This is a genomic window from Streptomyces sp. NPDC088747, assembly GCF_044751025.1.
Classification (GTDB): Bacteria; Actinomycetota; Actinomycetes; order Streptomycetales; family Streptomycetaceae; genus Streptomyces.
In genome coordinates this window covers 41,828-62,816 of sequence record NZ_JBIVKZ010000026.1, presented here as the reverse complement: position 1 = coordinate 62,816, position 20,989 = coordinate 41,828, and the positions used below count along the sequence as shown (strand labels likewise).

General features: G+C 66.3%; 34 protein-coding genes. All 34 read left to right on the top strand.

Annotation, left to right across the window (positions count from 1 at the left end; all coding sequences use genetic code 11):
* Window positions 1-19: 19 nt before the first annotated feature.
* The 34 genes from ACIP79_RS40305 to truA all read left to right on the top strand — a co-directional run bounded on the left by ACIP79_RS40305 (window position 20) and on the right by truA (window position 20,925).
* Window positions 20-484, top strand: a complete 465-nt coding sequence (locus ACIP79_RS40305; RefSeq protein WP_401232402.1) for a hypothetical protein — start codon at window positions 20-22, stop codon at window positions 482-484.
* Window positions 485-501: 17 nt separating this feature from the next.
* A complete protein-coding gene (locus tag ACIP79_RS40300) occupies window positions 502-978 on the top strand; it encodes a hypothetical protein (RefSeq protein ID WP_401232399.1) in 477 nt (158 codons plus the stop codon).
* Window positions 979-1,186: 208 nt separating this feature from the next.
* Window positions 1,187-2,455, top strand: a complete 1,269-nt coding sequence (locus ACIP79_RS40295; RefSeq protein WP_401232397.1) for an acyltransferase family protein — start codon at window positions 1,187-1,189, stop codon at window positions 2,453-2,455.
* Between the two features lie 445 nt (window positions 2,456-2,900).
* Window positions 2,901-3,209: a 30S ribosomal protein S10 gene (rpsJ, locus tag ACIP79_RS40290; RefSeq protein ID WP_003948644.1), complete on the top strand. Its 309-nt coding sequence runs from the start codon at window positions 2,901-2,903 to the stop codon at window positions 3,207-3,209.
* Window positions 3,210-3,225: 16 nt separating this feature from the next.
* A complete protein-coding gene (gene rplC, locus ACIP79_RS40285) occupies window positions 3,226-3,870 on the top strand; it encodes a 50S ribosomal protein L3 (RefSeq protein WP_266456024.1) in 645 nt (214 codons plus the stop codon).
* 4 nt (window positions 3,871-3,874) lie between these two features.
* A complete protein-coding gene (rplD, locus tag ACIP79_RS40280) occupies window positions 3,875-4,543 on the top strand; it encodes a 50S ribosomal protein L4 (protein ID WP_401232394.1) in 669 nt (222 codons plus the stop codon).
* A complete protein-coding gene (gene rplW / locus ACIP79_RS40275) occupies window positions 4,543-4,959 on the top strand; it encodes a 50S ribosomal protein L23 (RefSeq protein WP_388680121.1) in 417 nt (138 codons plus the stop codon). The genes rplD and rplW overlap by 1 nt, the downstream gene beginning before the upstream one ends.
* Before the next feature lie 39 nt (window positions 4,960-4,998).
* A complete protein-coding gene (gene rplB, locus ACIP79_RS40270) occupies window positions 4,999-5,835 on the top strand; it encodes a 50S ribosomal protein L2 (protein WP_043676819.1) in 837 nt (278 codons plus the stop codon).
* Between the two features lie 12 nt (window positions 5,836-5,847).
* Entirely contained in the window at window positions 5,848-6,129 is a 282-nt protein-coding gene (rpsS, locus tag ACIP79_RS40265) for a 30S ribosomal protein S19 (protein ID WP_266456015.1), read from the top strand.
* A gap of 42 nt (window positions 6,130-6,171) precedes the next feature.
* The gene (rplV, locus tag ACIP79_RS40260; protein WP_266456014.1) at window positions 6,172-6,519 is read left to right on the top strand and encodes a 50S ribosomal protein L22; all 348 of its coding nucleotides are present in this window, start codon (window positions 6,172-6,174) and stop codon (window positions 6,517-6,519) included.
* Window positions 6,519-7,373, top strand: coding sequence for a 30S ribosomal protein S3 (rpsC, locus tag ACIP79_RS40255; protein ID WP_266456011.1), 855 nt, complete (start codon window positions 6,519-6,521; stop codon window positions 7,371-7,373). The genes rplV and rpsC overlap by 1 nt, the downstream gene beginning before the upstream one ends.
* Before the next feature lie 5 nt (window positions 7,374-7,378).
* Window positions 7,379-7,798, top strand: a complete 420-nt coding sequence (gene rplP / locus ACIP79_RS40250) for a 50S ribosomal protein L16 (RefSeq protein ID WP_099500627.1) — start codon at window positions 7,379-7,381, stop codon at window positions 7,796-7,798.
* The gene (gene rpmC / locus ACIP79_RS40245; protein WP_043676824.1) at window positions 7,798-8,022 is read left to right on the top strand and encodes a 50S ribosomal protein L29; all 225 of its coding nucleotides are present in this window, start codon (window positions 7,798-7,800) and stop codon (window positions 8,020-8,022) included. The genes rplP and rpmC overlap by 1 nt, the downstream gene beginning before the upstream one ends.
* Window positions 8,022-8,306 (top strand): 30S ribosomal protein S17, encoded by a 285-nt coding sequence (gene rpsQ / locus ACIP79_RS40240; RefSeq protein ID WP_383678748.1) that lies wholly within the window; start codon window positions 8,022-8,024, stop codon window positions 8,304-8,306. Before rpmC ends, rpsQ begins: the two co-directional genes overlap by 1 nt.
* Before the next feature lie 100 nt (window positions 8,307-8,406).
* Window positions 8,407-8,775 (top strand): 50S ribosomal protein L14, encoded by a 369-nt coding sequence (gene rplN / locus ACIP79_RS40235; protein ID WP_003992364.1) that lies wholly within the window; start codon window positions 8,407-8,409, stop codon window positions 8,773-8,775.
* A gap of 2 nt (window positions 8,776-8,777) precedes the next feature.
* A complete protein-coding gene (gene rplX, locus ACIP79_RS40230; RefSeq protein WP_266455993.1) occupies window positions 8,778-9,101 on the top strand; it encodes a 50S ribosomal protein L24 in 324 nt (107 codons plus the stop codon).
* On the top strand, window positions 9,101-9,658 hold the full coding sequence (rplE, locus tag ACIP79_RS40225; protein WP_266831341.1) for a 50S ribosomal protein L5: 558 nt from the start codon (window positions 9,101-9,103) through the stop codon (window positions 9,656-9,658). Before rplX ends, rplE begins: the two co-directional genes overlap by 1 nt.
* Window positions 9,659-9,663: 5 nt before the next feature.
* Window positions 9,664-9,849 (top strand): type Z 30S ribosomal protein S14, encoded by a 186-nt coding sequence (locus ACIP79_RS40220; RefSeq protein ID WP_261705331.1) that lies wholly within the window; start codon window positions 9,664-9,666, stop codon window positions 9,847-9,849.
* 222 nt (window positions 9,850-10,071) lie between these two features.
* Window positions 10,072-10,470, top strand: coding sequence for a 30S ribosomal protein S8 (rpsH, locus tag ACIP79_RS40215; protein WP_383678745.1), 399 nt, complete (start codon window positions 10,072-10,074; stop codon window positions 10,468-10,470).
* 24 nt (window positions 10,471-10,494) lie between these two features.
* Entirely contained in the window at window positions 10,495-11,034 is a 540-nt protein-coding gene (gene rplF / locus ACIP79_RS40210) for a 50S ribosomal protein L6 (protein ID WP_401232384.1), read from the top strand.
* A gap of 3 nt (window positions 11,035-11,037) precedes the next feature.
* On the top strand, window positions 11,038-11,421 hold the full coding sequence (gene rplR / locus ACIP79_RS40205) for a 50S ribosomal protein L18 (protein WP_168510320.1): 384 nt from the start codon (window positions 11,038-11,040) through the stop codon (window positions 11,419-11,421).
* A gap of 64 nt (window positions 11,422-11,485) precedes the next feature.
* The gene (rpsE, locus tag ACIP79_RS40200) at window positions 11,486-12,091 is read left to right on the top strand and encodes a 30S ribosomal protein S5 (protein WP_383678741.1); all 606 of its coding nucleotides are present in this window, start codon (window positions 11,486-11,488) and stop codon (window positions 12,089-12,091) included.
* Window positions 12,091-12,273 carry a 50S ribosomal protein L30 gene (gene rpmD, locus ACIP79_RS40195; RefSeq protein ID WP_055553514.1) on the top strand — a complete coding sequence of 61 codons (183 nt, stop codon included), beginning with the start codon at window positions 12,091-12,093 and terminating at the stop codon, window positions 12,271-12,273. The genes rpsE and rpmD overlap by 1 nt, the downstream gene beginning before the upstream one ends.
* Before the next feature lie 2 nt (window positions 12,274-12,275).
* A complete protein-coding gene (rplO, locus tag ACIP79_RS40190) occupies window positions 12,276-12,731 on the top strand; it encodes a 50S ribosomal protein L15 (protein ID WP_399216656.1) in 456 nt (151 codons plus the stop codon).
* 247 nt (window positions 12,732-12,978) lie between these two features.
* Entirely contained in the window at window positions 12,979-14,292 is a 1,314-nt protein-coding gene (gene secY, locus ACIP79_RS40185) for a preprotein translocase subunit SecY (protein WP_401232380.1), read from the top strand.
* A complete protein-coding gene (locus tag ACIP79_RS40180) occupies window positions 14,292-14,948 on the top strand; it encodes an adenylate kinase (protein ID WP_401232377.1) in 657 nt (218 codons plus the stop codon). Before secY ends, ACIP79_RS40180 begins: the two co-directional genes overlap by 1 nt.
* Window positions 14,949-15,448: 500 nt before the next feature.
* Window positions 15,449-16,285 carry a type I methionyl aminopeptidase gene (gene map / locus ACIP79_RS40175; protein ID WP_401232374.1) on the top strand — a complete coding sequence of 279 codons (837 nt, stop codon included), beginning with the start codon at window positions 15,449-15,451 and terminating at the stop codon, window positions 16,283-16,285.
* Window positions 16,286-16,700: 415 nt separating this feature from the next.
* Window positions 16,701-16,922: a translation initiation factor IF-1 gene (gene infA / locus ACIP79_RS40170; RefSeq protein ID WP_003948620.1), complete on the top strand. Its 222-nt coding sequence runs from the start codon at window positions 16,701-16,703 to the stop codon at window positions 16,920-16,922.
* Between the two features lie 57 nt (window positions 16,923-16,979).
* Entirely contained in the window at window positions 16,980-17,093 is a 114-nt protein-coding gene (gene rpmJ / locus ACIP79_RS40165; RefSeq protein ID WP_003998809.1) for a 50S ribosomal protein L36, read from the top strand.
* Window positions 17,094-17,301: 208 nt separating this feature from the next.
* Window positions 17,302-17,682 carry a 30S ribosomal protein S13 gene (gene rpsM / locus ACIP79_RS40160; protein WP_266831354.1) on the top strand — a complete coding sequence of 127 codons (381 nt, stop codon included), beginning with the start codon at window positions 17,302-17,304 and terminating at the stop codon, window positions 17,680-17,682.
* Between the two features lie 69 nt (window positions 17,683-17,751).
* Window positions 17,752-18,156, top strand: coding sequence for a 30S ribosomal protein S11 (gene rpsK / locus ACIP79_RS40155; RefSeq protein ID WP_003956432.1), 405 nt, complete (start codon window positions 17,752-17,754; stop codon window positions 18,154-18,156).
* A 114-nt stretch (window positions 18,157-18,270) separates the two neighbouring features.
* Window positions 18,271-19,293 carry a DNA-directed RNA polymerase subunit alpha gene (locus tag ACIP79_RS40150; protein ID WP_019055532.1) on the top strand — a complete coding sequence of 341 codons (1,023 nt, stop codon included), beginning with the start codon at window positions 18,271-18,273 and terminating at the stop codon, window positions 19,291-19,293.
* Between the two features lie 130 nt (window positions 19,294-19,423).
* Window positions 19,424-19,957 (top strand): 50S ribosomal protein L17, encoded by a 534-nt coding sequence (gene rplQ / locus ACIP79_RS40145; protein ID WP_401232368.1) that lies wholly within the window; start codon window positions 19,424-19,426, stop codon window positions 19,955-19,957.
* 110 nt (window positions 19,958-20,067) lie between these two features.
* A complete protein-coding gene (truA, locus tag ACIP79_RS40140; protein WP_383678726.1) occupies window positions 20,068-20,925 on the top strand; it encodes a tRNA pseudouridine(38-40) synthase TruA in 858 nt (285 codons plus the stop codon).
* Window positions 20,926-20,989: the final 64 nt, after the last annotated feature.

Below are 20,989 nucleotides of genomic sequence, written 5' to 3'. Positions count from 1 at the left end.
ACGAAGGGCGAAGGTCGGTATGACTTCCGAGTACAACTGGGAGACCGGCGAGGGTGTGTCGCATATCGACGATCCTGCCGAGGTGGACGCCGCTTTTGAGCGTGGCGAGTGGTCTCTCGGTTCGGCGGTGATCGGGTTGGCCTTCAACTGTTCGCTGGAGGAGGCGTCGCCTCGGATTGTCCGGGCGATGCGGTTGTCGGACCCTGATCAGCGGGGGTTTGCGTTCACTGCGGCGGGTGCGGCGGCTCGCCTCAATGGGGAACTGACGCCGGAGTTGTACGCCGCGCTGCGCACGGAGGGGCCTCATGGCTTGGCCGAGCATGCCATCAACGACACGTTGTACTCCGTTCCGTTTCGGGACCTGCCACCGTGGTTCAAGTGGCGGAAGGTGGTGAACGCAGTGCGCAACAAACTGGAGGGCTGGTGGCTGCGGTCCGAGGACGCGGTCGGGGATGCCTGGCGGGCCCTGCGTCGACGTCGTTGACACGGGGAGAGTCAGACATGGCGTCCGAATGGGACTGGGAAAGCGGTGAGGGCCTTCTCGGTATCGACGACCCCGCCGAGGTGGACGCCGCGTTCGGGCGTGGCGCGGACCATCTGGGCACGGCGGTGATCGGCCTGGCCTTCAACTGTTCGCTGGAGGAGGCGTCGCCTCGGATCGTCCGGGCGATGCGGCTGCCGGACATCGCTCAGCGAGGGTTCGCGTACACCGCGGCGGGCACCGCGGCCCGGCTCAACGGTGCCCTGACACCCGAGCTGTACGCCGCGCTGCGGGCGGAGGGTCCCGGTCGCAAGAGCATCGCCGAGCACGCCATCAACGACACTCTCGACTACGTCCCGTTCCGGCAGCTGCCGCTGTGGCTCAAGTGGTGGACGGTCGTGTCGAAGGTGCGGGACAAGGTGGAGACCTGGCGGCTGGAGACGGGATACGCCGTCGGTGACGCCTGGAAGGCACTGCGCGGACGGCGCCGTTCCTGAAGGCGGAGCCCGGCCGAAGCTTCCGCGTTCAGTAGGTGAATCGAGGGTGAACGGCATACGGTGCGTGGGTGGCCGTTGGGGCAAGTGTGCGTCCCTGGTGGGGAGTTTGTTCCTGTCTGGCCGCTGTGGGGTGGTTGTGGCGGTCGTAGCCTGAGCCGGCCGGTGGTCGCTCGGCTCCGGGGTTCCTTGTGATGGTGGGTAGGTGTTCATGCGCGGCGCCGCAGGCGGATCGGCGATACCCGTGCGGGGTTCGGGTGGGCTGAAACAGCCGCTCCCTCCGCTCGCCGAGTCGGACTGGCGGACCGGTGTCGCCACGGCCGAGCGGCTCACCCGGCCGCCCTCGGGTGCCAAGGACGGCAAGGACGCCCAGGGCGGTCAGGACGGTAAGTCCGCCCGTCCGCAGCGCGCCGGCACCCGGCTGTACGCCATCGACGGCATCCGCATCCTCGCCGCGCTCCTGGTGGCCCTGCACCACTTCGCCGGTACGCGGCGGGTGAACCAGCCCGGCAACGCGATCTGGGACCGTCCGGTGTCGGACATCATGCCCACCGTGTTCCGCGTGGCGACGTACGGCTGGATCGGCGTCGAGATCTTCTTCGTGATCAGCGGATTCGTGATCTGCATGTCGTGCTGGGGGCGCACCCCCCGGCAGTTCTTCGTCTCCCGGGTGATCCGGCTCTACCCGGCGTACTGGTTCGCCGTCCTGTTCACCACGGGGATGCTGGTGGCCGTGCCGGGGGTGTGGGAGCGGCTGCGGCTGCGCGAGGTCCTGCTCAACCTCACGATGCTGCAGTCCGGTTCGGGCGTGCAGAACGTCGACGGGGTCTACTGGACGCTCTGGTCCGAGCTCCGCTTCTACCTGCTCTTCATGCTCGTCGTCGCGACCGGCCTGACGTACCGCAAGGTCGTGGTGTTCTGCTGCGTGTGGGGCGCCGCCGCGATGCTCGCCCCGGCGTCCGACTTCCACCTGCTGGAACTCGTCGCCAACCCCGAGGGCGCCTGGTACTTCATCGCGGGCCTCGCCCTCTACCTCATGCACCGCTTCGGCCAGGACCTGCTGCTGTGGGGCATCCTCGCCATGGCGTGGCTGATGGGCCAGATGGAACTGGGGTACCGGATCGACCACGTCGAGTACGTCTCCGGCTGGCGGGGCAGCGTGCTGATCTTCACCGTGTTCCTGCTGGTCATGGTCGGTATCGCGCTGGGCATGACCGACCGGATCCAGTGGAGGTGGCTCGTCACCGCCGGCACCATGACTTACCCGCTCTATCTGATGCACTACGCGGTCGGTACGGCGCTGATCAACCGCCTGCGTGACACCATGGACGCCCGGCTGCTGGTCGTCAACATGATCGTCGGCTTCCTGGTCCTGAGCTACCTGGTCCACCGCTTCGTGGAGAAGCCGGTGGCGGGGTGGCTGAAGAAGGGCCTCGACTCGTCGTTCGCCCGGCTGCGCGACCCCCGTAACACGGCCTGACCGGAAAACGGGACCCCGCGAACCGAGCCTGTGTTTGACCTGCGTCACCTTCGGGGTACGATCCCTGGCTCGATTGGCCAGGCCCATGCCCCGTATGGCAGACTGTCGGAGTTGCTCGGTCGAGTGCCGATGCTGCGCGCCTCCCGTCGGGAGGACCGAAAGCGAGTCCCACAGTACTCGTCGCCCCAACTGCCGTAAGGCAGCGCTGGGGCGGACGTACGGGAATCTTTCGGGAAGTGTCAGCGGGGTGCGGGCCAGGCACCCGGTGGGTGTTCAGCCCCCGGTCCAGCGGTTGCTTTCGGGCGAGCCGCGTCCCTCGCAGGGAAATCCGTGACGGATATCTGTGCGGCAGGAGCGCGACACACCCGACCGCGTGGGTCGGAGGACGGGACGCGAACCCCCGGGTACCAGAGCGTTTCACTAGACAAAGGACTACTGAGTAGCCATGGCGGGACAGAAGATCCGCATCCGGCTCAAGGCCTACGACCACGAGGTCATCGATTCCTCGGCGAAGAAGATCGTCGAGACGGTGACGCGAACTGGTGCGTCGGTCGCGGGCCCGGTGCCGCTGCCCACTGAGAAGAACGTGTACTGCGTCATCAAGTCGCCGCACAAGTACAAGGACTCGCGCGAGCACTTCGAGATGCGCACGCACAAGCGCCTGATCGACATCCTCGACCCGACGCCCAAGACCGTTGACTCTTTGATGCGACTCGACCTCCCGGCCGGTGTCGACATCGAGATCAAGCTCTAGGGGATGTGGTCTGAGAATGGCTAAGCAGATCAAGGGCATCCTGGGCGAGAAGCTCGGCATGACGCAGGTGTGGGACGAGAACAACCGCGTTGTTCCCGTCACCGTCGTCAAGGCCGGCCCGAACGTCGTGACCCAGGTCCGTACGAATGACTCCGACGGCTACGAGTCGGTCCAGATCGCCTTCGGCGAGATCGACCCTCGCAAGGTGAACAAGCCCCTCAAGGGTCACTTCGCCAAGGCCGACGTCACCCCCCGCCGCCACCTCGTCGAGATCCGTACCGCTGACGCCAGCGAGTACACCCTCGGCCAGGAGATCACCGCCGAGACCTTCGAGGCCGGCGTCAAGGTGGACGTGACCGGCAAGAGCAAGGGCAAGGGCTTCGCCGGTGTCATGAAGCGCCACAACTTCCGTGGCCTCGGCGCCGGACACGGCGTCCAGCGCAAGCACCGCTCTCCCGGCTCCATCGGTGGCTGTGCCACCCCTGGCCGTGTCTTCAAGGGCATGCGCATGGCGGGCCGCATGGGCAACGAGCGGGTCACCACCCAGAATTTGACCGTGCACGCTGTTGACGCGGAGAAGGGACTGCTCCTCATCAAGGGAGCCATCCCCGGTCCGAACGGCGGCCTCGTCCTGGTCCGTACCGCGGCCAAGGGGGTCTGAGGACATGACCACCATCGACATTCAGTCGCCCTCCGGCGACAGCGCCGGGACCGTTGAGCTCCCGGCCGAGATCTTCGACGTAGAGAAGATCAGCATTCCGCTGCTCCACCAGGTCGTCGTCGCACAGCTGGCCGCTGCCCGTCAGGGCACGCACAAGGTCAAGCGTCGTGGCGAGGTCCGCGGTGGTGGCCGCAAGCCGTACCGCCAGAAGGGCACCGGCCGCGCCCGTCAGGGTTCGACCCGTGCGCCGCAGTTCGCCGGCGGTGGCGTCGTTCACGGTCCCACCCCGCGTGACTACTCGCAGCGGACCCCGAAGAAGATGAAGGCCGCGGCCCTGCGCCACGCCCTCACCGACCGGGCCCGCAACGCTCGCATCCACGTCATCACCGACGTGATCGACGGCGAGACCATCTCCACCAAGGCCGCGAAGAGCTTCCTCGGCAAGATCTCGGAGCGCAAGAACGTGCTCCTGGTCATCGAGCGCTCCAACGAGGCCGCGCTGCTTTCCGCGCGCAACCTGCCCCAGGTGCACATCCTGGAGCCGGGCCAGCTGAACACGTACGACGTTCTCGTCTCGGACGACGTGGTCTTCACCAAGGCCGCTTTCGAGTCCTTCGTGTCCGGCGCGCCCTCCGAGGAGCGGAACGCTGACACCGAAGGGAGCGAAGCCTGATGGCTACGCGTCACCCGAGCATCGCCTCGAAGGCCGCCAAGGCCAAGAAGGTCGCGCGCGTCGCCAAGGCGAAGCGCCACGAGACCGAGGGCAAGAACACCGTCGAGACGCCGATCAGCAAGAGCTTCACGGACCACCGTGACGTTCTGCTGAAGCCGGTCGTCTCCGAGAAGAGCTACGCGCTGCTCGACGAGGGCAAGTACACCTTCGTCGTCGCGCCGGGCGCCAACAAGACCCAGATCAAGCAGGCCGTCCAGGCGGTCTTCTCGGTCAAGGTCACCGGGGTCAACACGATCAACCGCCAGGGTAAGCGCAAGCGGACCAAGAGCGGTTTCGGCAAGCGTGCTGACACCAAGCGCGCCATCGTGACCCTCGCTGAGGGCGACCGTATCGACATCTTCGGCCAGGCCTCCTAACGGAGCGCCCTGGTCCGAATATCGGACGAGGACTGAGAAATGGGAATCCGCAAGTACAAGCCGACTACGCCGGGCCGCCGTGGCTCCAGCGTCGCCGACTTCGTCGAGGTCACGCGGTCCACGCCGGAGAAGTCGCTGGTTCGCCCCCTGCACAGCAAGGGCGGCCGTAACAATTCCGGTCGTGTGACCGTTCGCCACCAGGGTGGCGGACACAAGCGCGCCTACCGCGTGATCGACTTCCGTCGTCACGACAAGGACGGCGTGCCGGCGAAGGTCGCGCACATCGAGTACGACCCCAACCGCACCGCGCGCATCGCGCTGCTGCACTACGCGGACGGCGAGAAGCGTTACATCCTCGCCCCCCGCAACCTGTCGCAGGGCGACCGCGTCGAGAACGGTCCCGGGGCCGACATCAAGCCGGGCAACAACCTGGCGCTCCGCAACATCCCGGTCGGTACCACGATCCACGCGATCGAGCTCCGTCCGGGTGGCGGCGCCAAGTTCGCCCGCTCCGCCGGCGCCTCGGTGCAGCTGCTCGCGAAGGAGGGCACCATGGCCCACCTCCGCATGCCGTCCGGTGAGATCCGCCTGGTCGACCAGCGCTGCCGCGCCACGGTCGGCGAGGTCGGCAACGCCGAGCAGAGCAACATCAACTGGGGCAAGGCCGGCCGCAAGCGCTGGCTGGGCGTCCGCCCGTCCGTTCGCGGTGTGGCGATGAACCCGGTTGACCACCCGCACGGTGGTGGTGAGGGCAAGACCTCCGGTGGTCGCCACCCGGTCTCCCCGTGGGGTCAGAAGGAGGGTCGTACTCGCTCGCCGAAGAAGGCTTCGAGCAAGTACATCGTCCGCCGCCGCAAGTCGAACAAGAAGCGCTAGGAGCGGGTTTAGATGCCGCGCAGTCTCAAGAAGGGGCCCTTCGTCGACGACCACCTGATCAAGAAGGTGGACGTACAGAACGAAGCCGGCACCAAGAACGTCATCAAGACCTGGTCCCGTCGCTCGATGATCATCCCGGCCATGCTCGGTCACACGATCGCGGTGCACAACGGCAAGATCCACATCCCGGTGTTTGTCACCGAGTCGATGGTCGGCCACAAGCTCGGCGAGTTCTCGCCGACGCGCACCTTCCGGGGTCACGTCAAGGACGACCGGAAGACGAAGCGCCGCTAGCGCGGGGTGGAATCGACCATGACAGACACTGGAAGGACAACCATGGAAGCCAGGGCCCAGGCGCGGTACATCCGCGTTACGCCCATGAAGGCCCGCCGTGTGGTGGACCTTATCCGTGGCATGGATGCCACGGAGGCTCAGGCGGTCCTGCGTTTCGCCGCGCAGGCCGCGAGCGTGCCGGTTGGCAAGGTGCTCGACAGCGCCATCGCCAACGCCGCGCACAACTACGACCACACCGACGCCGGCAGCCTCGTCATCTCCGAGGCGTACGTCGACGAGGGTCCGACCCTGAAGCGGTTCCGGCCGCGTGCCCAGGGCCGTGCCTACCGGATCCGCAAGCGGACCAGCCACATCACCGTGGTCGTCAGCAGCAAGGAAGGAACCCGGTAATGGGCCAGAAGGTTAACCCGCATGGGTTCCGGCTCGGCATTACCACGGACTTCAAGTCCCGTTGGTACGCCGACAAGCTGTACAAGGACTACGTCAAGGAAGACGTCGCCATCCGTCGGATGATGACGTCCGGCATGGAGCGCGCCGGCATCTCGAAGGTTGAGATCGAGCGCACCCGTGACCGCGTGCGGGTGGACATCCACACCGCGCGTCCCGGCATCGTCATCGGCCGCCGTGGCGCCGAGGCCGACCGCATCCGCGGTGACCTCGAGAAGCTCACGGGCAAGCAGGTCCAGCTGAACATCCTCGAGGTCAAGAACCCCGAGACGGACGCTCAGCTGGTCGCTCAGGCCGTTGCCGAGCAGCTGTCCTCCCGCGTCTCCTTCCGGCGTGCCATGCGCAAGAGCATGCAGTCGTCGATGAAGGCCGGCGCCAAGGGCATCAAGATCCAGTGTGGTGGCCGTCTCGGCGGCGCCGAGATGTCCCGCTCGGAGTTCTACCGCGAGGGCCGTGTGCCCCTGCACACCCTCCGTGCGAACGTCGACTACGGCTTCTTCGAGGCCAAGACGACCTTCGGCCGCATCGGTGTGAAGGTCTGGATCTACAAGGGCAACGTCAAGAACATCGCCGAGGTCCGCGCCGAGAACGCCGCTGCCCGTGCGGGTAACCGCCCGGCGCGCGGTGGCGCGGGTGGCGGCGGCGACCGCCCGGCCCGTGGCGGCGCCCGTGGTGGCGAGCGTGGCGGCCGCGGCCGCAAGCCGCAGCAGCAGTCCGCGCCGGCAGCCGAGGCCCCCAAGGCCGACGCTCCCGCCGCCGCTGCCGCTCCGGCCGAGAGCACCGGAACGGAGGCCTGACCGACATGCTGATCCCTCGTAGGGTCAAGCACCGCAAGCAGCACCACCCGAAGCGCCGTGGTCAGGCCAAGGGCGGTACGCAGGTTTCGTTCGGCGAGTACGGCATTCAGGCCCTCACGCCGGCTTACGTGACCAACCGCCAGATCGAGGCGGCGCGTATCGCGATGACCCGTCACATCAAGCGTGGCGGCAAGGTCTGGATCAACATCTACCCGGACCGCCCGCTGACCAAGAAGCCTGCCGAGACCCGCATGGGTTCCGGTAAGGGTTCGCCCGAGTGGTGGGTCGCGAACGTGCACCCGGGCCGGGTCATGTTCGAACTGTCCTACCCCAACGAGAAGATCGCCCGTGAGGCCCTTACTCGCGCAGCGCACAAGCTGCCGATGAAGTGCCGGATCGTCAAGCGCGAGGCAGGTGAAGCGTGATGTCGGCCGGTACCAAGGCGTCCGAGCTGCGCGAACTGGGTGACGAGGAGCTTCTCGCGAAGCTCGTCGAAGCCAAGGAAGAGCTGTTCAACCTCCGCTTCCAGGCGGCGACCGGTCAGCTCGAGAACCACGGGCGGCTCAAGGCCGTCCGCAAGGACATCGCGCGGATCTACACCCTGATGCGTGAGCGCGAGCTGGGCATCGAGACGGTGGAGAGCGCCTGATGAGTGAGAGCAATGTGACTGAGACCGCTGAGGGTCGTGCCTTCCGCAAGACCCGTGAGGGTCTCGTCGTCAGCGACAAGATGGACAAGACCGTCGTCGTCGCCGTCGAGGACCGCGTCAAGCACGCGCTGTACGGCAAGGTCATCCGCCGTACCAGCAAGCTCAAGGCCCACGACGAGCAGAATGCCGCAGGCATCGGCGACCGCGTCCTCCTGATGGAGACCCGGCCGCTGTCCTCGACGAAGCGCTGGCGCATCGTCGAGATCCTCGAGAAGGCCAAGTAAGTACCTGAGGGTTCCCTCAGGTTGGTTCCGCCAGGCTCGGGGCGGGGCGCCGTAAAGGCTGACCCCGCCCCGGGAACCGGCAGACAATCAGGAGATAGACGTGATCCAGCAGGAGTCGCGACTTCGTGTCGCCGACAACACTGGTGCGAAGGAAATCCTTTGCATCCGTGTGCTCGGTGGCTCCGGTCGCCGCTACGCGGGCATCGGCGACGTCATCGTCGCCACCGTCAAGGACGCGATCCCCGGTGGCAACGTGAAGAAGGGTGACGTCATCAAGGCGGTCATCGTTCGCACCGTCAAGGAGCGCCGCCGTCCGGACGGCTCGTACATCCGCTTCGACGAGAACGCCGCTGTCATTCTCAAGAACGACGGCGACCCTCGTGGCACCCGTATCTTCGGCCCGGTGGGCCGGGAGCTGCGCGAGAAGAAGTTCATGAAGATCATCTCGCTCGCGCCGGAGGTGCTGTAAGCATGAAGATCAAGAAGGGTGACACGGTTCAGGTCATCACCGGCAAGGACAAGGGCAAGCAGGGCAAGGTCATCGCGGCCTACCCCCGCGAGGACCGCGTCCTGGTCGAGGGTGTCAACCGGGTCAAGAAGCACACCAAGGCCGGCCCGACCGCAAAGGGTTCGCAGGCCGGTGGCATCGTCACGACCGAGGCGCCCGTCCACGTCTCCAACGTCCAGCTGGTCGTTGAGAAGGACGGCAACAAGGTCGTCACGCGTGTCGGTTACCGCTTCGACGACGAGGGCAACAAGATCCGCGTTGCCAAGCGGACGGGTGAGGACATCTGATGGCTACCACCACGACTCCGCGTCTCAAGACGAAGTACCGCGAGGAGATCGCGGGCAAGCTGCTTGAGGAGTTCTCGTACGAGAACGTCATGCAGGTTCCCGGCCTCGTCAAGATCGTGGTCAACATGGGTGTCGGCGACGCCGCCCGTGACTCGAAGCTCATGGACGGTGCCGTCCGTGACCTGACCACGATCACCGGTCAGAAGCCGGCCGTCACCAAGGCCCGCAAGTCCATCGCGCAGTTCAAGCTGCGCGAGGGTCAGCCGATCGGTGCTCACGTCACGCTCCGTGGCGACCGCATGTGGGAGTTCCTGGACCGCACCCTGTCGCTCGCGCTTCCGCGCATCCGCGACTTCCGTGGTCTGTCCCCCAAGCAGTTCGACGGGCGTGGCAACTACACCTTCGGTCTCACGGAGCAGGTCATGTTCCACGAGATCGACCAGGACAAGATCGACCGCGTCCGGGGTATGGACATCACCGTGGTCACCACGGCGACCAACGACGCTGAGGGCCGCGCCCTTCTCCGTCACCTCGGCTTCCCCTTCAAGGAGGCGTAACCGAGATGGCGAAGAAGGCTCTGATTGCCAAGGCTGCTCGTAAGCCCAAGTTCGGCGTACGTGGCTACACGCGCTGCCAGCGCTGCGGCCGTCCGCACTCCGTGTACCGCAAGTTCGGCCTGTGCCGCATCTGCCTTCGTGAGATGGCTCACCGTGGCGAGCTGCCGGGCGTGACCAAGAGCTCCTGGTAACTCCTTTCCGTCCGTAGGACGTTAGGGATACCCAGAGGCTCTCGGTAAGCAATGGGTCGGTAAGGTGCCCTCCCCTTCATGGCTTAGGCTAGGAGGGTTGGGCGCCTGCCGCCCCGTACGACTTACTACGCCGTAGGTCCCCGCACCGCACCCGTCCCGCCACTGAGTGGGGAGAGGGATGGCGCACTGGAAACCCCGGCGAGAGAGGCCGAAGGCCAATTCATGACCATGACTGATCCGATCGCAGACATGCTTACGCGTCTGCGCAACGCGAACTCGGCGTACCACGACTCCGTGGGAATGCCGCACAGCAAGATCAAGTCGCACATCGCGGAGATCCTCCAGCAGGAGGGCTTCATCACGGGCTGGAAGGTCGAGGACGCCGAGGTCGGCAAGAACCTCGTCCTCGAGCTGAAGTTCGGCCCGAACCGTGAGCGCTCCATCGCGGGCATCAAGCGGATCTCCAAGCCCGGTCTCCGGGTTTACGCGAAGTCCACCTCCCTGCCCAAGGTGCTTGGCGGCCTCGGCGTGGCGATCATCTCCACGTCGCACGGTCTCCTCACTGGACAGCAGGCCGGCAAGAAGGGCGTAGGCGGAGAAGTTCTCGCCTACGTCTGGTAGCGGAAGGGAACGGAGGAAACAGCTATGTCGCGTATTGGCAAGCTCCCCATCACGGTTCCCGCCGGCGTGGACGTCACCATCGACGGCCGTACGGTCCAGGTGAAGGGCCCCAAGGGCTCTCTCTCCCACACCGTCGCGGCGCCGATCGAGATCGCTAAGGGCGAGGACGGCGTTCTGAACGTCACCCGCCCGAACGACGAGCGTCAGAACAAGGCCCTCCACGGCCTGTCCCGCACGCTGGTGGCGAACATGATCACCGGCGTGACCGAGGGTTACGTGAAGAAGCTCGAAATCAGCGGTGTCGGTTACCGCGTCCTGGCGAAGGGCTCCAACCTGGAGTTCTCGCTCGGCTACAGCCACTCGATCACCGTCGAGGCCCCCGAGGGGATCTCCTTCAAGGTCGAGAACCCGACGCGGTTCTCGGTCGAGGGCATCGACAAGCAGAAGGTCGGAGAGGTTGCGGCCAACATCCGCAAGCTGCGCAAGCCCGACCCGTACAAGGCCAAGGGCGTCAAGTACGAAGGCGAAGTCATCCGCCGCAAGGTCGGAAAGGCGGGTAAGTAAGCCATGGCATACGGTGTCAAGATTGCTAAGGGCGACGCTTACAAGCGTGCTGCCATCAAGCGTCGTCACATCCGGATCCGTAAGCACATCTCGGGTACGGCTGAGCGTCCTCGCCTGGTCGTGACGCGCTCGAACCGCCACATCGTGGCCCAGGTCATCGACGACGTAAAGGGTCACACCCTGGCGTCGGCGTCGACCCTGGACACCACGGTCCGCGGTGCTGAGGGCGACAAGTCCGCGCAGGCCAAGTCGGTCGGCGCCCTGGTCGCCGAGCGCGCCAAGGCCGCCGGTGTCGAGGCTGTCGTATTCGACCGTGGTGGCAACCAGTACGCCGGGCGCATCGCCGCTCTGGCGGACGCCGCCCGCGAAGCCGGACTCAAGTTCTGAGTCGCCCGTCGCGCTAGCGGCTTAGGCCGCTGCGTAGCTAGCGGAAAAAGAGAGAGGTAATCCAATGGCTGGACCCCAGCGCCGCGGAAGCGGTGCCGGTGGCGGCGAGCGGCGGGACCGGAAGGGCCGTGACGGCGGCGCCAGCGCTGCCGAGAAGACCGCGTACGTTGAGCGCGTTGTCGCGATCAACCGCGTCGCCAAGGTTGTGAAGGGTGGTCGTCGCTTCAGCTTCACTGCGCTCGTCGTAGTGGGCGATGGTGACGGCACCGTCGGTGTCGGTTACGGCAAGGCCAAGGAGGTGCCGGCCGCGATCGCCAAGGGTGTTGAAGAGGCCAAGAAGCACTTCTTCAAGGTCCCCCGTATCCAGGGCACCATCCCGCACCCGATCACGGGCGAGAAGGCCGCGGGCGTCGTCCTGCTCAAGCCTGCTTCCCCCGGTACCGGCGTTATCGCCGGTGGCCCGGTGCGTGCTGTCCTGGAGTGCGCCGGCGTTCACGACATCCTGTCGAAGTCGCTCGGCTCGTCCAACGCGATCAACATCGTGCACGCGACCGTGGCGGCCCTCAAGGGCCTGCAGCGTCCCGAGGAGATCGCGGCCCGCCGCGGTCTGCCCCTCGAGGACGTCGCCCCCGCGGCTCTGCTCCGTGCACGTGCGGGAGCGGGTGCGTAATGGCTCGCCTCAAGGTCACGCAGACGAAGTCGTACATCGGCAGCAAGCAGAACCACCGCGACACCCTGCGCTCCCTTGGTCTCAAGGGAATCAACACGCAGGTCGTCAAGGAGGACCGCCCCGAGTTCCGCGGAATGGTTCACACCGTCCGCCACCTCGTGACGGTTGAGGAGGTCGACTGATCATGGCGGAGAACAACCCGCTCAAGATCCACAACCTCCGTCCCGCCCCGGGCGCCAAGACCGCCAAGACCCGTGTTGGTCGTGGTGAGGCGTCGAAGGGTAAGACGGCTGGTCGTGGAACCAAGGGCACGAAGGCCCGTTACCAGGTTCCGGAGCGCTTCGAGGGTGGCCAGATGCCCCTCCACATGCGTCTCCCGAAGCTCAAGGGCTTCCGGAACCCGTTCAAGACCGAGTACCAGGTCGTGAACCTCGACAAGCTGGCGTCGCTGTACCCGGAGGGTGGCGAGGTCACCGTCGAAGGGCTCGTCGCCAACGGTGCGGTTCGCAAGAACAGCCTCGTCAAGGTCCTCGGCCAGGGCGACATCTCCGTGGCACTGCAGGTGACGGTCGACGCCGTCTCCGGTTCCGCCAAGGAGAAGATCACCGCCGCCGGCGGTACCGTCACCGAGCTCGTCTGAATTCAGCAGGCGTCTCGATGACTTGAGCGATCCCGACCGGGGATGCCCCACAAAAGGGGCATCCCCGGTTGGTCGTTCCTAGGGGCGTGGTGTCGCCGGTAAGGTGGCCTGCGCTGCTGATTTTTTCCGGTGTGCCAGTAGGGAACTCCGGGGCGCTTTTCACTGTTAGCTAGCTGTCCGTCACTTATCCGTCGAACCTCAAGACCGTCACCTCTGACGCAGTAGCGCGGGGGTCGCAGGAGGCACCGTGCTCACCGCGTTCGCCCGGGCGTTCAAGACGCCCGACCTGCGCAAGAAGCTGCTCTTCACGCTCGGCATCATCGTGGTCTATCGGGTGGGTACCCACATCCCGATCCCGGGTGTCGACTACCAGAACGTGCAGACCTGTATCGAAGTGGCCAAGGGCAACCAGGGTCTGTTCGGGCTGGTCAACATGTTCAGTGGTGGCGCGCTGTTGCAGATCACGATCTTCGCGCTGGGCATCATGCCGTACATCACGGCGAGCATCATCCTCCAGCTGCTGACCGTGGTGATCCCGCGCCTCGAAGCCCTCAAGAAGGAGGGCTCGGCCGGCACGGCGAAGATCACGCAGTACACCCGCTACCTGACGGTGGCGCTGGCCATCCTCCAGGGCACCGGCCTGGTCGCGACCGCCCGCAGCGGCGCGCTCTTCAGCGGTTGCCAGGTCGCCACCGAGATCGTGCCCGACCAGTCGATCTTCGTCACCATCACGATGGTCATCACGATGACCGCGGGTACGGCCATGGTCATGTGGCTCGGCGAGCTCATCACCGACCGCGGTATCGGCAACGGCATGTCGATCCTCATGTTCATCTCGATCGCCGCGACCTTCCCGTCCGCGCTGTGGGCCATCAAGACCCAGGGCACGCTGGCCGACGGCTGGATCGAGTTCGGCACCGTCATCCTGGTCGGCCTGGTCATGGTCGGACTCGTGGTCTTCGTCGAGCAGGCCCAGCGCCGCATTCCGGTCCAGTACGCGAAGCGCATGATCGGCCGCCGGTCCTACGGCGGTACCTCGACGTACATTCCGCTGAAGGTCAACCAGGCCGGCATCATCCCTGTGATCTTTGCCTCGTCGCTGCTCTACATCCCGGCTCTGATCGCCCAGTTCTCCAGCGGAACGTCCAGCTGGAAGACCTGGATCGAGACGAACCTGACCAAGGGTGACCACCCGATCTACATCACGGTCTACTTCTTGCTGATCGTTTTCTTCGCCTTCTTCTACGTGGCAATCTCCTTCAACCCCGAAGAAGTAGCCGACAACATGAAGAAGTATGGTGGCTTCATCCCGGGCATCCGGGCTGGCCGGCCGACCGCTGAGTACCTGGGATACGTACTCAACCGGATCACCTGGCCGGGTTCGCTGTATCTGGGTCTGATCGCTCTCGTGCCGACGATGGCGTTGGTTGGTTTCGGGGCGAACCAGAACTTCCCGTTCGGTGGTACCAGCATCCTGATCATCGTGGGTGTCGGTCTGGAGACGGTGAAGCAGATTGAGAGCCAGCTCCAGCAGCGCAATTACGAAGGGTTCCTCCGCTGATGCGAATCGTCCTCGTCGGGCCGCCCGGCGCCGGCAAGGGAACGCAGGCCGCGTTCCTTGCTCAGAACCTGTCGATCCCGCACATTTCCACGGGCGACCTGTTCCGCGCCAACATCAGCCAGCAGACGGAACTCGGCAAACTGGCGAAGTCCTACATGGACAAGGGCGAACTGGTACCGGACGAGGTCACCATCGCGATGGCCAAGGACCGCATGGAACAGCCCGACGCGGAGAACGGCTTTCTGCTCGACGGCTTCCCTCGTAACGTCTCGCAGGCCGAGGCGCTCGACGACATGCTGAAGGCCGAGAGCATGAAGCTCGACGCGGTGCTGGACCTTGAGGTACCCGAGGACGAGGTGGTCAAGCGGATCGCCGGCCGGCGCATCTGCCGGAACGACTCGGCGCACGTCTTCCACGTGACGTACAAGCCCGCGAGGCAGGACGGCGTCTGTGACGTCTGCGGCGGCGAGCTGTACCAGCGGGACGACGACTCCGAGGAGACCGTGCGCAAGCGACTCGAGGTCTACCACACGCAGACCGAGCCGATCATCGACTACTACAAGGCCCAGGGCCTGGTCGTCACGATCTCCGCGCTCGGCAAGGTGGAGGACGTCACGGCGCGTGCGATGGAAGCGTTGGCTCGCGAGGACGCCTAGTTCTCGCGTGGGCGCCGTTCTCTCGCGTGGGCGCGTTTCGCAGTACGTTGCTTCGGCCGCGGCACCCCGAGGGTGCCGCGGCCGAGGTGTGCGGTGGGTTGGTGCCCCCCCGCGGGGGCGGGAGCCGGTGTCCGGCGGGGGAGTGCGGACGTGGCCGCGCTGTCGGGGGAACGGGCGGGTTTGGGGTGGTGGTCGTCGGTCCGGGGTGGCGGTTCGAGGGTGGCGGTCGTCGGTCCGCGGGTGCTGGTTCGAGGTTGCCGGTCCGAGGGTGCCGGTCCGAGGGTCTACGAGGGCTCGTGTACGCGGGTGGTCCCGCGGTCGGCGGGTATGGCGAGCGTCTCGGGCCCGTCGTGGGGCGTCGCCCCGGTCGTAGGTCGCCCGCTTGGTGCCTGGTGAGGGCCGCGGGGTCGGTGGGCCGGGTGCCTCGGTCCGCGGGGTGGGTGGGAGCACCCGTATCGTTGGAGCAGTCCGTTCTTTTCGGTCAGGAAGGCCGCAGTCCCATGGTGCAGATCAAGACCCCCGAGCAGATCGCCAAGATGCGTGAGGCGGGCCTGGTCGTCGCGGCCATTCACGCGGCCACCCGTGAGGCGGCCGTGCCCGGCGCCACGACGAAGGATCTGGACGAGGTCGCGCGCAAGGTCCTCGCCGAGTACGGGGCGAAGTCGAACTTCCTCGGGTACGGCGGGTTCCCGGCGACCATCTGCACCTCGGCCAACGAGGTCGTCGTCCACGGCATCCCGGACGACAAGACCGTCCTGAAGGACGGCGACATCATCTCCATCGACGCCGGCGCGATCGTCGACGGGTGGCACGGCGACGCCGCGTACACCGCGTTCGTGGGCACCGGGCACGCTCCGGAGCTGCTTGAGCTCTCCCGGGTGACCGAGGAGTCGATGTGGGCGGGCATCGCCGCGATGAAGCTGGGCAACCGGCTCGTCGATGTCTCCCGTGCCATCGAGACGTACATCCGACGTCAGCCCAAGGTCGGTGGCGGGCGGTACGGGATCGTCGAGGACTACGGCGGCCACGGCATCGGCACGGAGATGCACATGGACCCCCACCTCCTGAACTACGTCGAGCGCCGCCGCGGCAAGGGCCCCAAGCTCGTCCCCGGCTTCTGCCTCGCCATCGAACCGATGGTGTCCCTCGGCACCCCCAAGACCCAGGTGCTGGAGGACGACTGGACCGTCATCACCACGGACGGGACCTGGTCCTCGCACTGGGAGCACTCGGTGGCGTTGACGGAGGCGGGCCCGTTGGTGCTGACGGCGCCTGATGGCGGCAGGGCGAAGCTGGCGGAGTACGGGATTGTGGCGGCGCCGGACCCGTCGGCCTGACGCCGGACGCCGGGCGTCGTCCGGTCCGCCGATCGGAGGCCGGCGCAGCCGCGCCGTCTGGTTGACGCCGGGCGTCTTCAGCTCCGCTTCGCGGTCCGGTGGGCGGTAGGAGAGCGGCCGGAGGCGAGTTCCGTCGACCGGTGCCCTTGGTTTGCCGGGTGGGTGGCCGTGTGGTGGGGCGTGTGCGGCGCTCGTCGGTGGGCGGGGTGGGTGGGGTTTTGGTGCGTCCTTTTTTGGTGGGGCGTGGGTGTCGGGGCTGGGTGGATCTGGTTAATGATCTTCCAAGGCGGGCATTCTTCCTCGATTCGTCTTTCCGGGTGCGCTGACGTAGACTGACTCGTCGGCTCTCGTGCACCCGCATGCCTGCATGCGCTCGTACGGAGTCGATCAAGGTAGTCGATTCGAAGGGCGAAGCGTGGCCAAGAAGCAAGGTGCCATCGAGATCGAGGGCACTGTCGTCGAGTCTCTTCCGAACGCCATGTTCAAGGTTGAGCTCCAGAACGGCCACCAGGTTCTGGCACACATCAGCGGCAAGATGCGTATGCACTACATCCGCATCCTCCCTGACGACAGGGTCGTGGTGGAGCTGTCTCCGTACGACCTGACGCGTGGCCGGATCGTCTACCGGTACAAGTAGATCTTGCCTGTGCCCCGCTCACGCGGGGTGGTGGCACTGACCCGGAGAACCTCACCAATGAAGGTCAAGCCGAGCGTCAAGAAGATCTGCGACAAGTGCAGGGTGATCCGCCGTCACGGCCGGGTCATGGTCATCTGCGAAAACCCGCGCCACAAGCAGCGCCAGGGCTGACGCACGACCGACCTTCTGCATCCGCAGATACTTCGCGCGACGCAAGTAGTACATGTTCATACGCAGAGCCCAGGGCTGACACTCATCAGGCCTGACACCCCCGGTCGGAGGCTGGGGACCCGGTTCGTACCGAATCTTCGAAACGAAGAGGACGGCGGGCGGGAAACGGTTCTGCGGAAGACCTCCGAACGACAACTGGAGCCATTGAATGGCACGCGTTTCCGGTGTTGACATCCCGCGCGAAAAGCGCGTGGAGGTTGCCCTCACCTACGTGTTCGGCATCGGCCGGACCCTCTCGCAGAAGACGCTGGCCGAGACCGGCGTCAACCCGAACACCCGCGTTCGTGACCTCTCCGAGGAGGAGCTGGTCAGGATCCGCGAGTACGTGGACGCCAACTTCAAGACCGAGGGTGACCTCCGTCGCGAGGTGCAGGCCGACATCCGCCGCAAGGTCGAGATCGGCTGCTACCAGGGTCTGCGTCACCGTCGCGGCCTGCCCGTCCACGGTCAGCGCACCAGCACGAACGCTCGTACCCGCAAGGGCCCGCGTCGCGCGATCGCCGGTAAGAAGAAGCCGGGCAAGAAGTAGTCCTCAGCGGACAACGCTTCATCAGCGGTCTTCGCTGTAGGACCGACCACCTCCCCGTAGGAGTAATAGATGCCCCCCAAGGGTCGTCAGGGCGCTGCCAAGAAGGTGCGCCGCAAGGAAAAGAAGAACGTCGCCCACGGGCACGCTCACATCAAGAGCACGTTCAACAACACGATCGTCTCGATCACGGACCCCTCGGGCAACGTGATCTCCTGGGCCTCCGCCGGCCACGTCGGCTTCAAGGGCTCGCGCAAGTCCACCCCCTTCGCCGCGCAGATGGCCGCCGAGTCGGCCGCCCGTCGCGCGCAGGAGCACGGCATGCGCAAGGTTGACGTCTTCGTGAAGGGCCCGGGCTCCGGTCGCGAGACCGCGATCCGCTCGCTCCAGGCCACCGGCCTGGAGGTCGGCTCCATCCAGGACGTCACCCCCACCCCGCACAACGGCTGCCGTCCGCCGAAGCGCCGCCGCGTCTGACGCACGGTAGTTCTGGGATTCGGGCGGTACGGCTCTTCGGGGCGGTGCCGCCCGTACCCTTGCAGTAACAGCAGGACGTCAAATAGTGGGCGTCCATGACTGAAGGATCGCAACATGCTGATTGCTCAGCGTCCGTCGTTGACCGAAGAGGTCGTCGACGAGTTCCGTTCCCGGTTCGTGATCGAGCCGCTGGAGCCGGGATTCGGCTACACCCTCGGCAACTCTCTCCGCCGCACGCTCCTCTCCTCGATCCCCGGCGCTGCTGTCACCAGCATCCGGATCGACGGTGTCCTGCACGAGTTCACCACCGTGCCGGGCGTCAAGGAGGACGTCACCGACCTGATCCTCAACATCAAGCAGCTGGTCGTGAGCAGTGAGCACGACGAGCCGGTCGTGATGTACCTGCGGAAGCAGGGTCCGGGTCTGGTCACCGCCGCCGACATCGCGCCGCCGGCCGGTGTCGAGGTGCACAACCCCGACCTCGTCCTCGCCACGCTGAACGGCAAGGGCAAGCTGGAGATGGAGCTGACCGTCGAGCGCGGTCGCGGTTACGTCTCGGCGGTGCAGAACAAGCAGGTGGGTCAGGAGATCGGGCGCATCCCGGTCGACTCGATCTACTCGCCGGTCCTGAAGGTCACGTACAAGGTCGAGGCGACTCGTGTCGAGCAGCGCACCGACTTCGACAAGCTGATCGTCGATGTCGAGACCAAGCAGGCCATGCGTCCCCGTGACGCCATGGCGTCGGCCGGCAAGACGCTGGTCGAGCTGTTCGGTCTGGCGCGTGAGCTCAACATCGACGCCGAGGGCATCGACATGGGCCCCTCGCCCACGGACGCCGCCCTCGCCGCCGATCTCGCCCTGCCGATCGAGGAGCTGGAGCTCACCGTTCGGTCCTACAACTGCCTCAAGCGTGAGGGCATCCACTCCGTGGGTGAACTCGTCGCCCGCTCCGAGGCCGACCTCCTCGACATTCGCAACTTCGGTGCGAAGTCCATCGACGAGGTCAAGGCGAAGCTGGCCGGCATGGGCCTGGCCCTCAAGGACAGCCCGCCCGGATTCGACCCGACCGCCGCCGCCGACGCCTTCGGCGCCGACGACGACGTGGACGCGGGTTTCGTGGAGACCGAGCAGTACTGACCGACCAGTACTGATCGGGATGCACACCTCCGGGGCCCTTCGGGGTCCCGGATCTCCGACGGGCGATCGCCCGCTCGGACACTGACCTCGGTACCTGATACGGCCGGGGCAGACACCAAGGAGAAAGACCATGCCGAAGCCTGCCAAGGGTGCCCGTCTGGGCGGCAGCGCCGCGCACGAGAAGCTGCTCCTCGCGAACCTCGCGAAGTCGCTCTTCGAGCACGGCCGCATCACCACCACCGAGGCGAAGGCCCGTCGCCTGCGCCCGTACGCGGAGCGTCTGGTCACCAAGGCGAAGAAGGGTGACCTTCACAACCGCCGTCAGGTGCTCTCGGTGATCACGGACAAGAGCATCGTGCACACGCTCTTCACCGAGATCGGCCCGCGTTACGAGAACCGTCCGGGTGGCTACACCCGTATCACCAAGATCGGTAACCGTCGTGGCGACAACGCGCCCATGGCTGTCATCGAGCTGGTGGAGGCCCTGACCGTGGCGCAGGCAGCCACCGGTGAGGCCGAGGCGGCGACCAAGCGTGCCGTCAAGGAAGACACCCTCAAGAAGGACGCCCCGGTCGAGAAGACCGAGGCTTCCGACGAGGTCGTCGAGGACGCGAAGCCGGCTGACGCCGTCGAGGGCGACGAGTCCAAGTCCAAGGACGCCTGAGCTTCGGCTCGCGTGTGAGCGGGTCCGTCCCCTTGGGGGCGGGCCCGCTTTCGCGTTGCCCCGACGGGGGAGCGGGGGTCGTCCATGGCAGTCCCTGAGAGGATCTGTTTGTGAGTGATGAAGCAGCGGCCGGGTTCGTGCGGGTGCGGTTGGACCTGAGCTATGACGGGCGGGAGTTCTCCGGGTGGGCCAAGCAGGCCAGCGGGCGCAGGACCGTGCAGGGGGAGATCGAGGACGCCCTGCGGACGGTGACCCGGTCGGGGGACGCCACTCATGAGCTGACCGTGGCCGGGCGGACCGACGCCGGGGTGCACGCACGCGGGCAGGTGGCGCACGTCGACCTGCCCGAGGCTCTGTGGGAGGAGCACCGGGAGAAGCTGCTGAAGCGGCTCGCAGGGCGGCTGCCCAAGGACGTACGGGTGTGGTCGGTGGCTCAGGCGCCCAGCGGGTTCAACGCCCGTTTCTCGGCGGTCTGGCGGCGGTACGCGTACCGGGTGACGGACAACCCCGGCGGCGTCGATCCGCTGCTGCGTGGCCATGTCCTGTGGCACGACTGGCCGCTCGACGTCGACGCCATGAACGAGGCCGCCCGACTCCTGGTCGGCGAGCACGACTTCGCCGCCTACTGCAAGAAGCGGGAGGGTGCCACGACCATCCGTACGCTCCAGGAGCTGAGCCTGGTGCGCGACGGTGACGGGGTCGTCACCGCGACCGTGCGCGCCGACGCCTTCTGCCACAACATGGTGCGTTCGCTGATCGGGGCGCTGCTGTTCGTGGGGGACGGGCACCGCGGGGTCGAGTGGCCCGGGAAGGTGCTGGGTGCCGGCGTACGGGACTCGGCCGTCCATGTCGTACGGCCGCACGGGCTGACGCTGGAGGAAGTCGGTTACCCCGCCGACGAGTTGCTGGCCGCGCGGAGCAAGGAGGCGCGGAACAAGCGGACGCTGCCGTCGGCGGGGTGCTGCTGAGCGTCTCCGGGCCCTTCGGGCCGTCTCCGGGCCCGTTCGTCGGGCGCCTTCGGGTGTTCGGCGG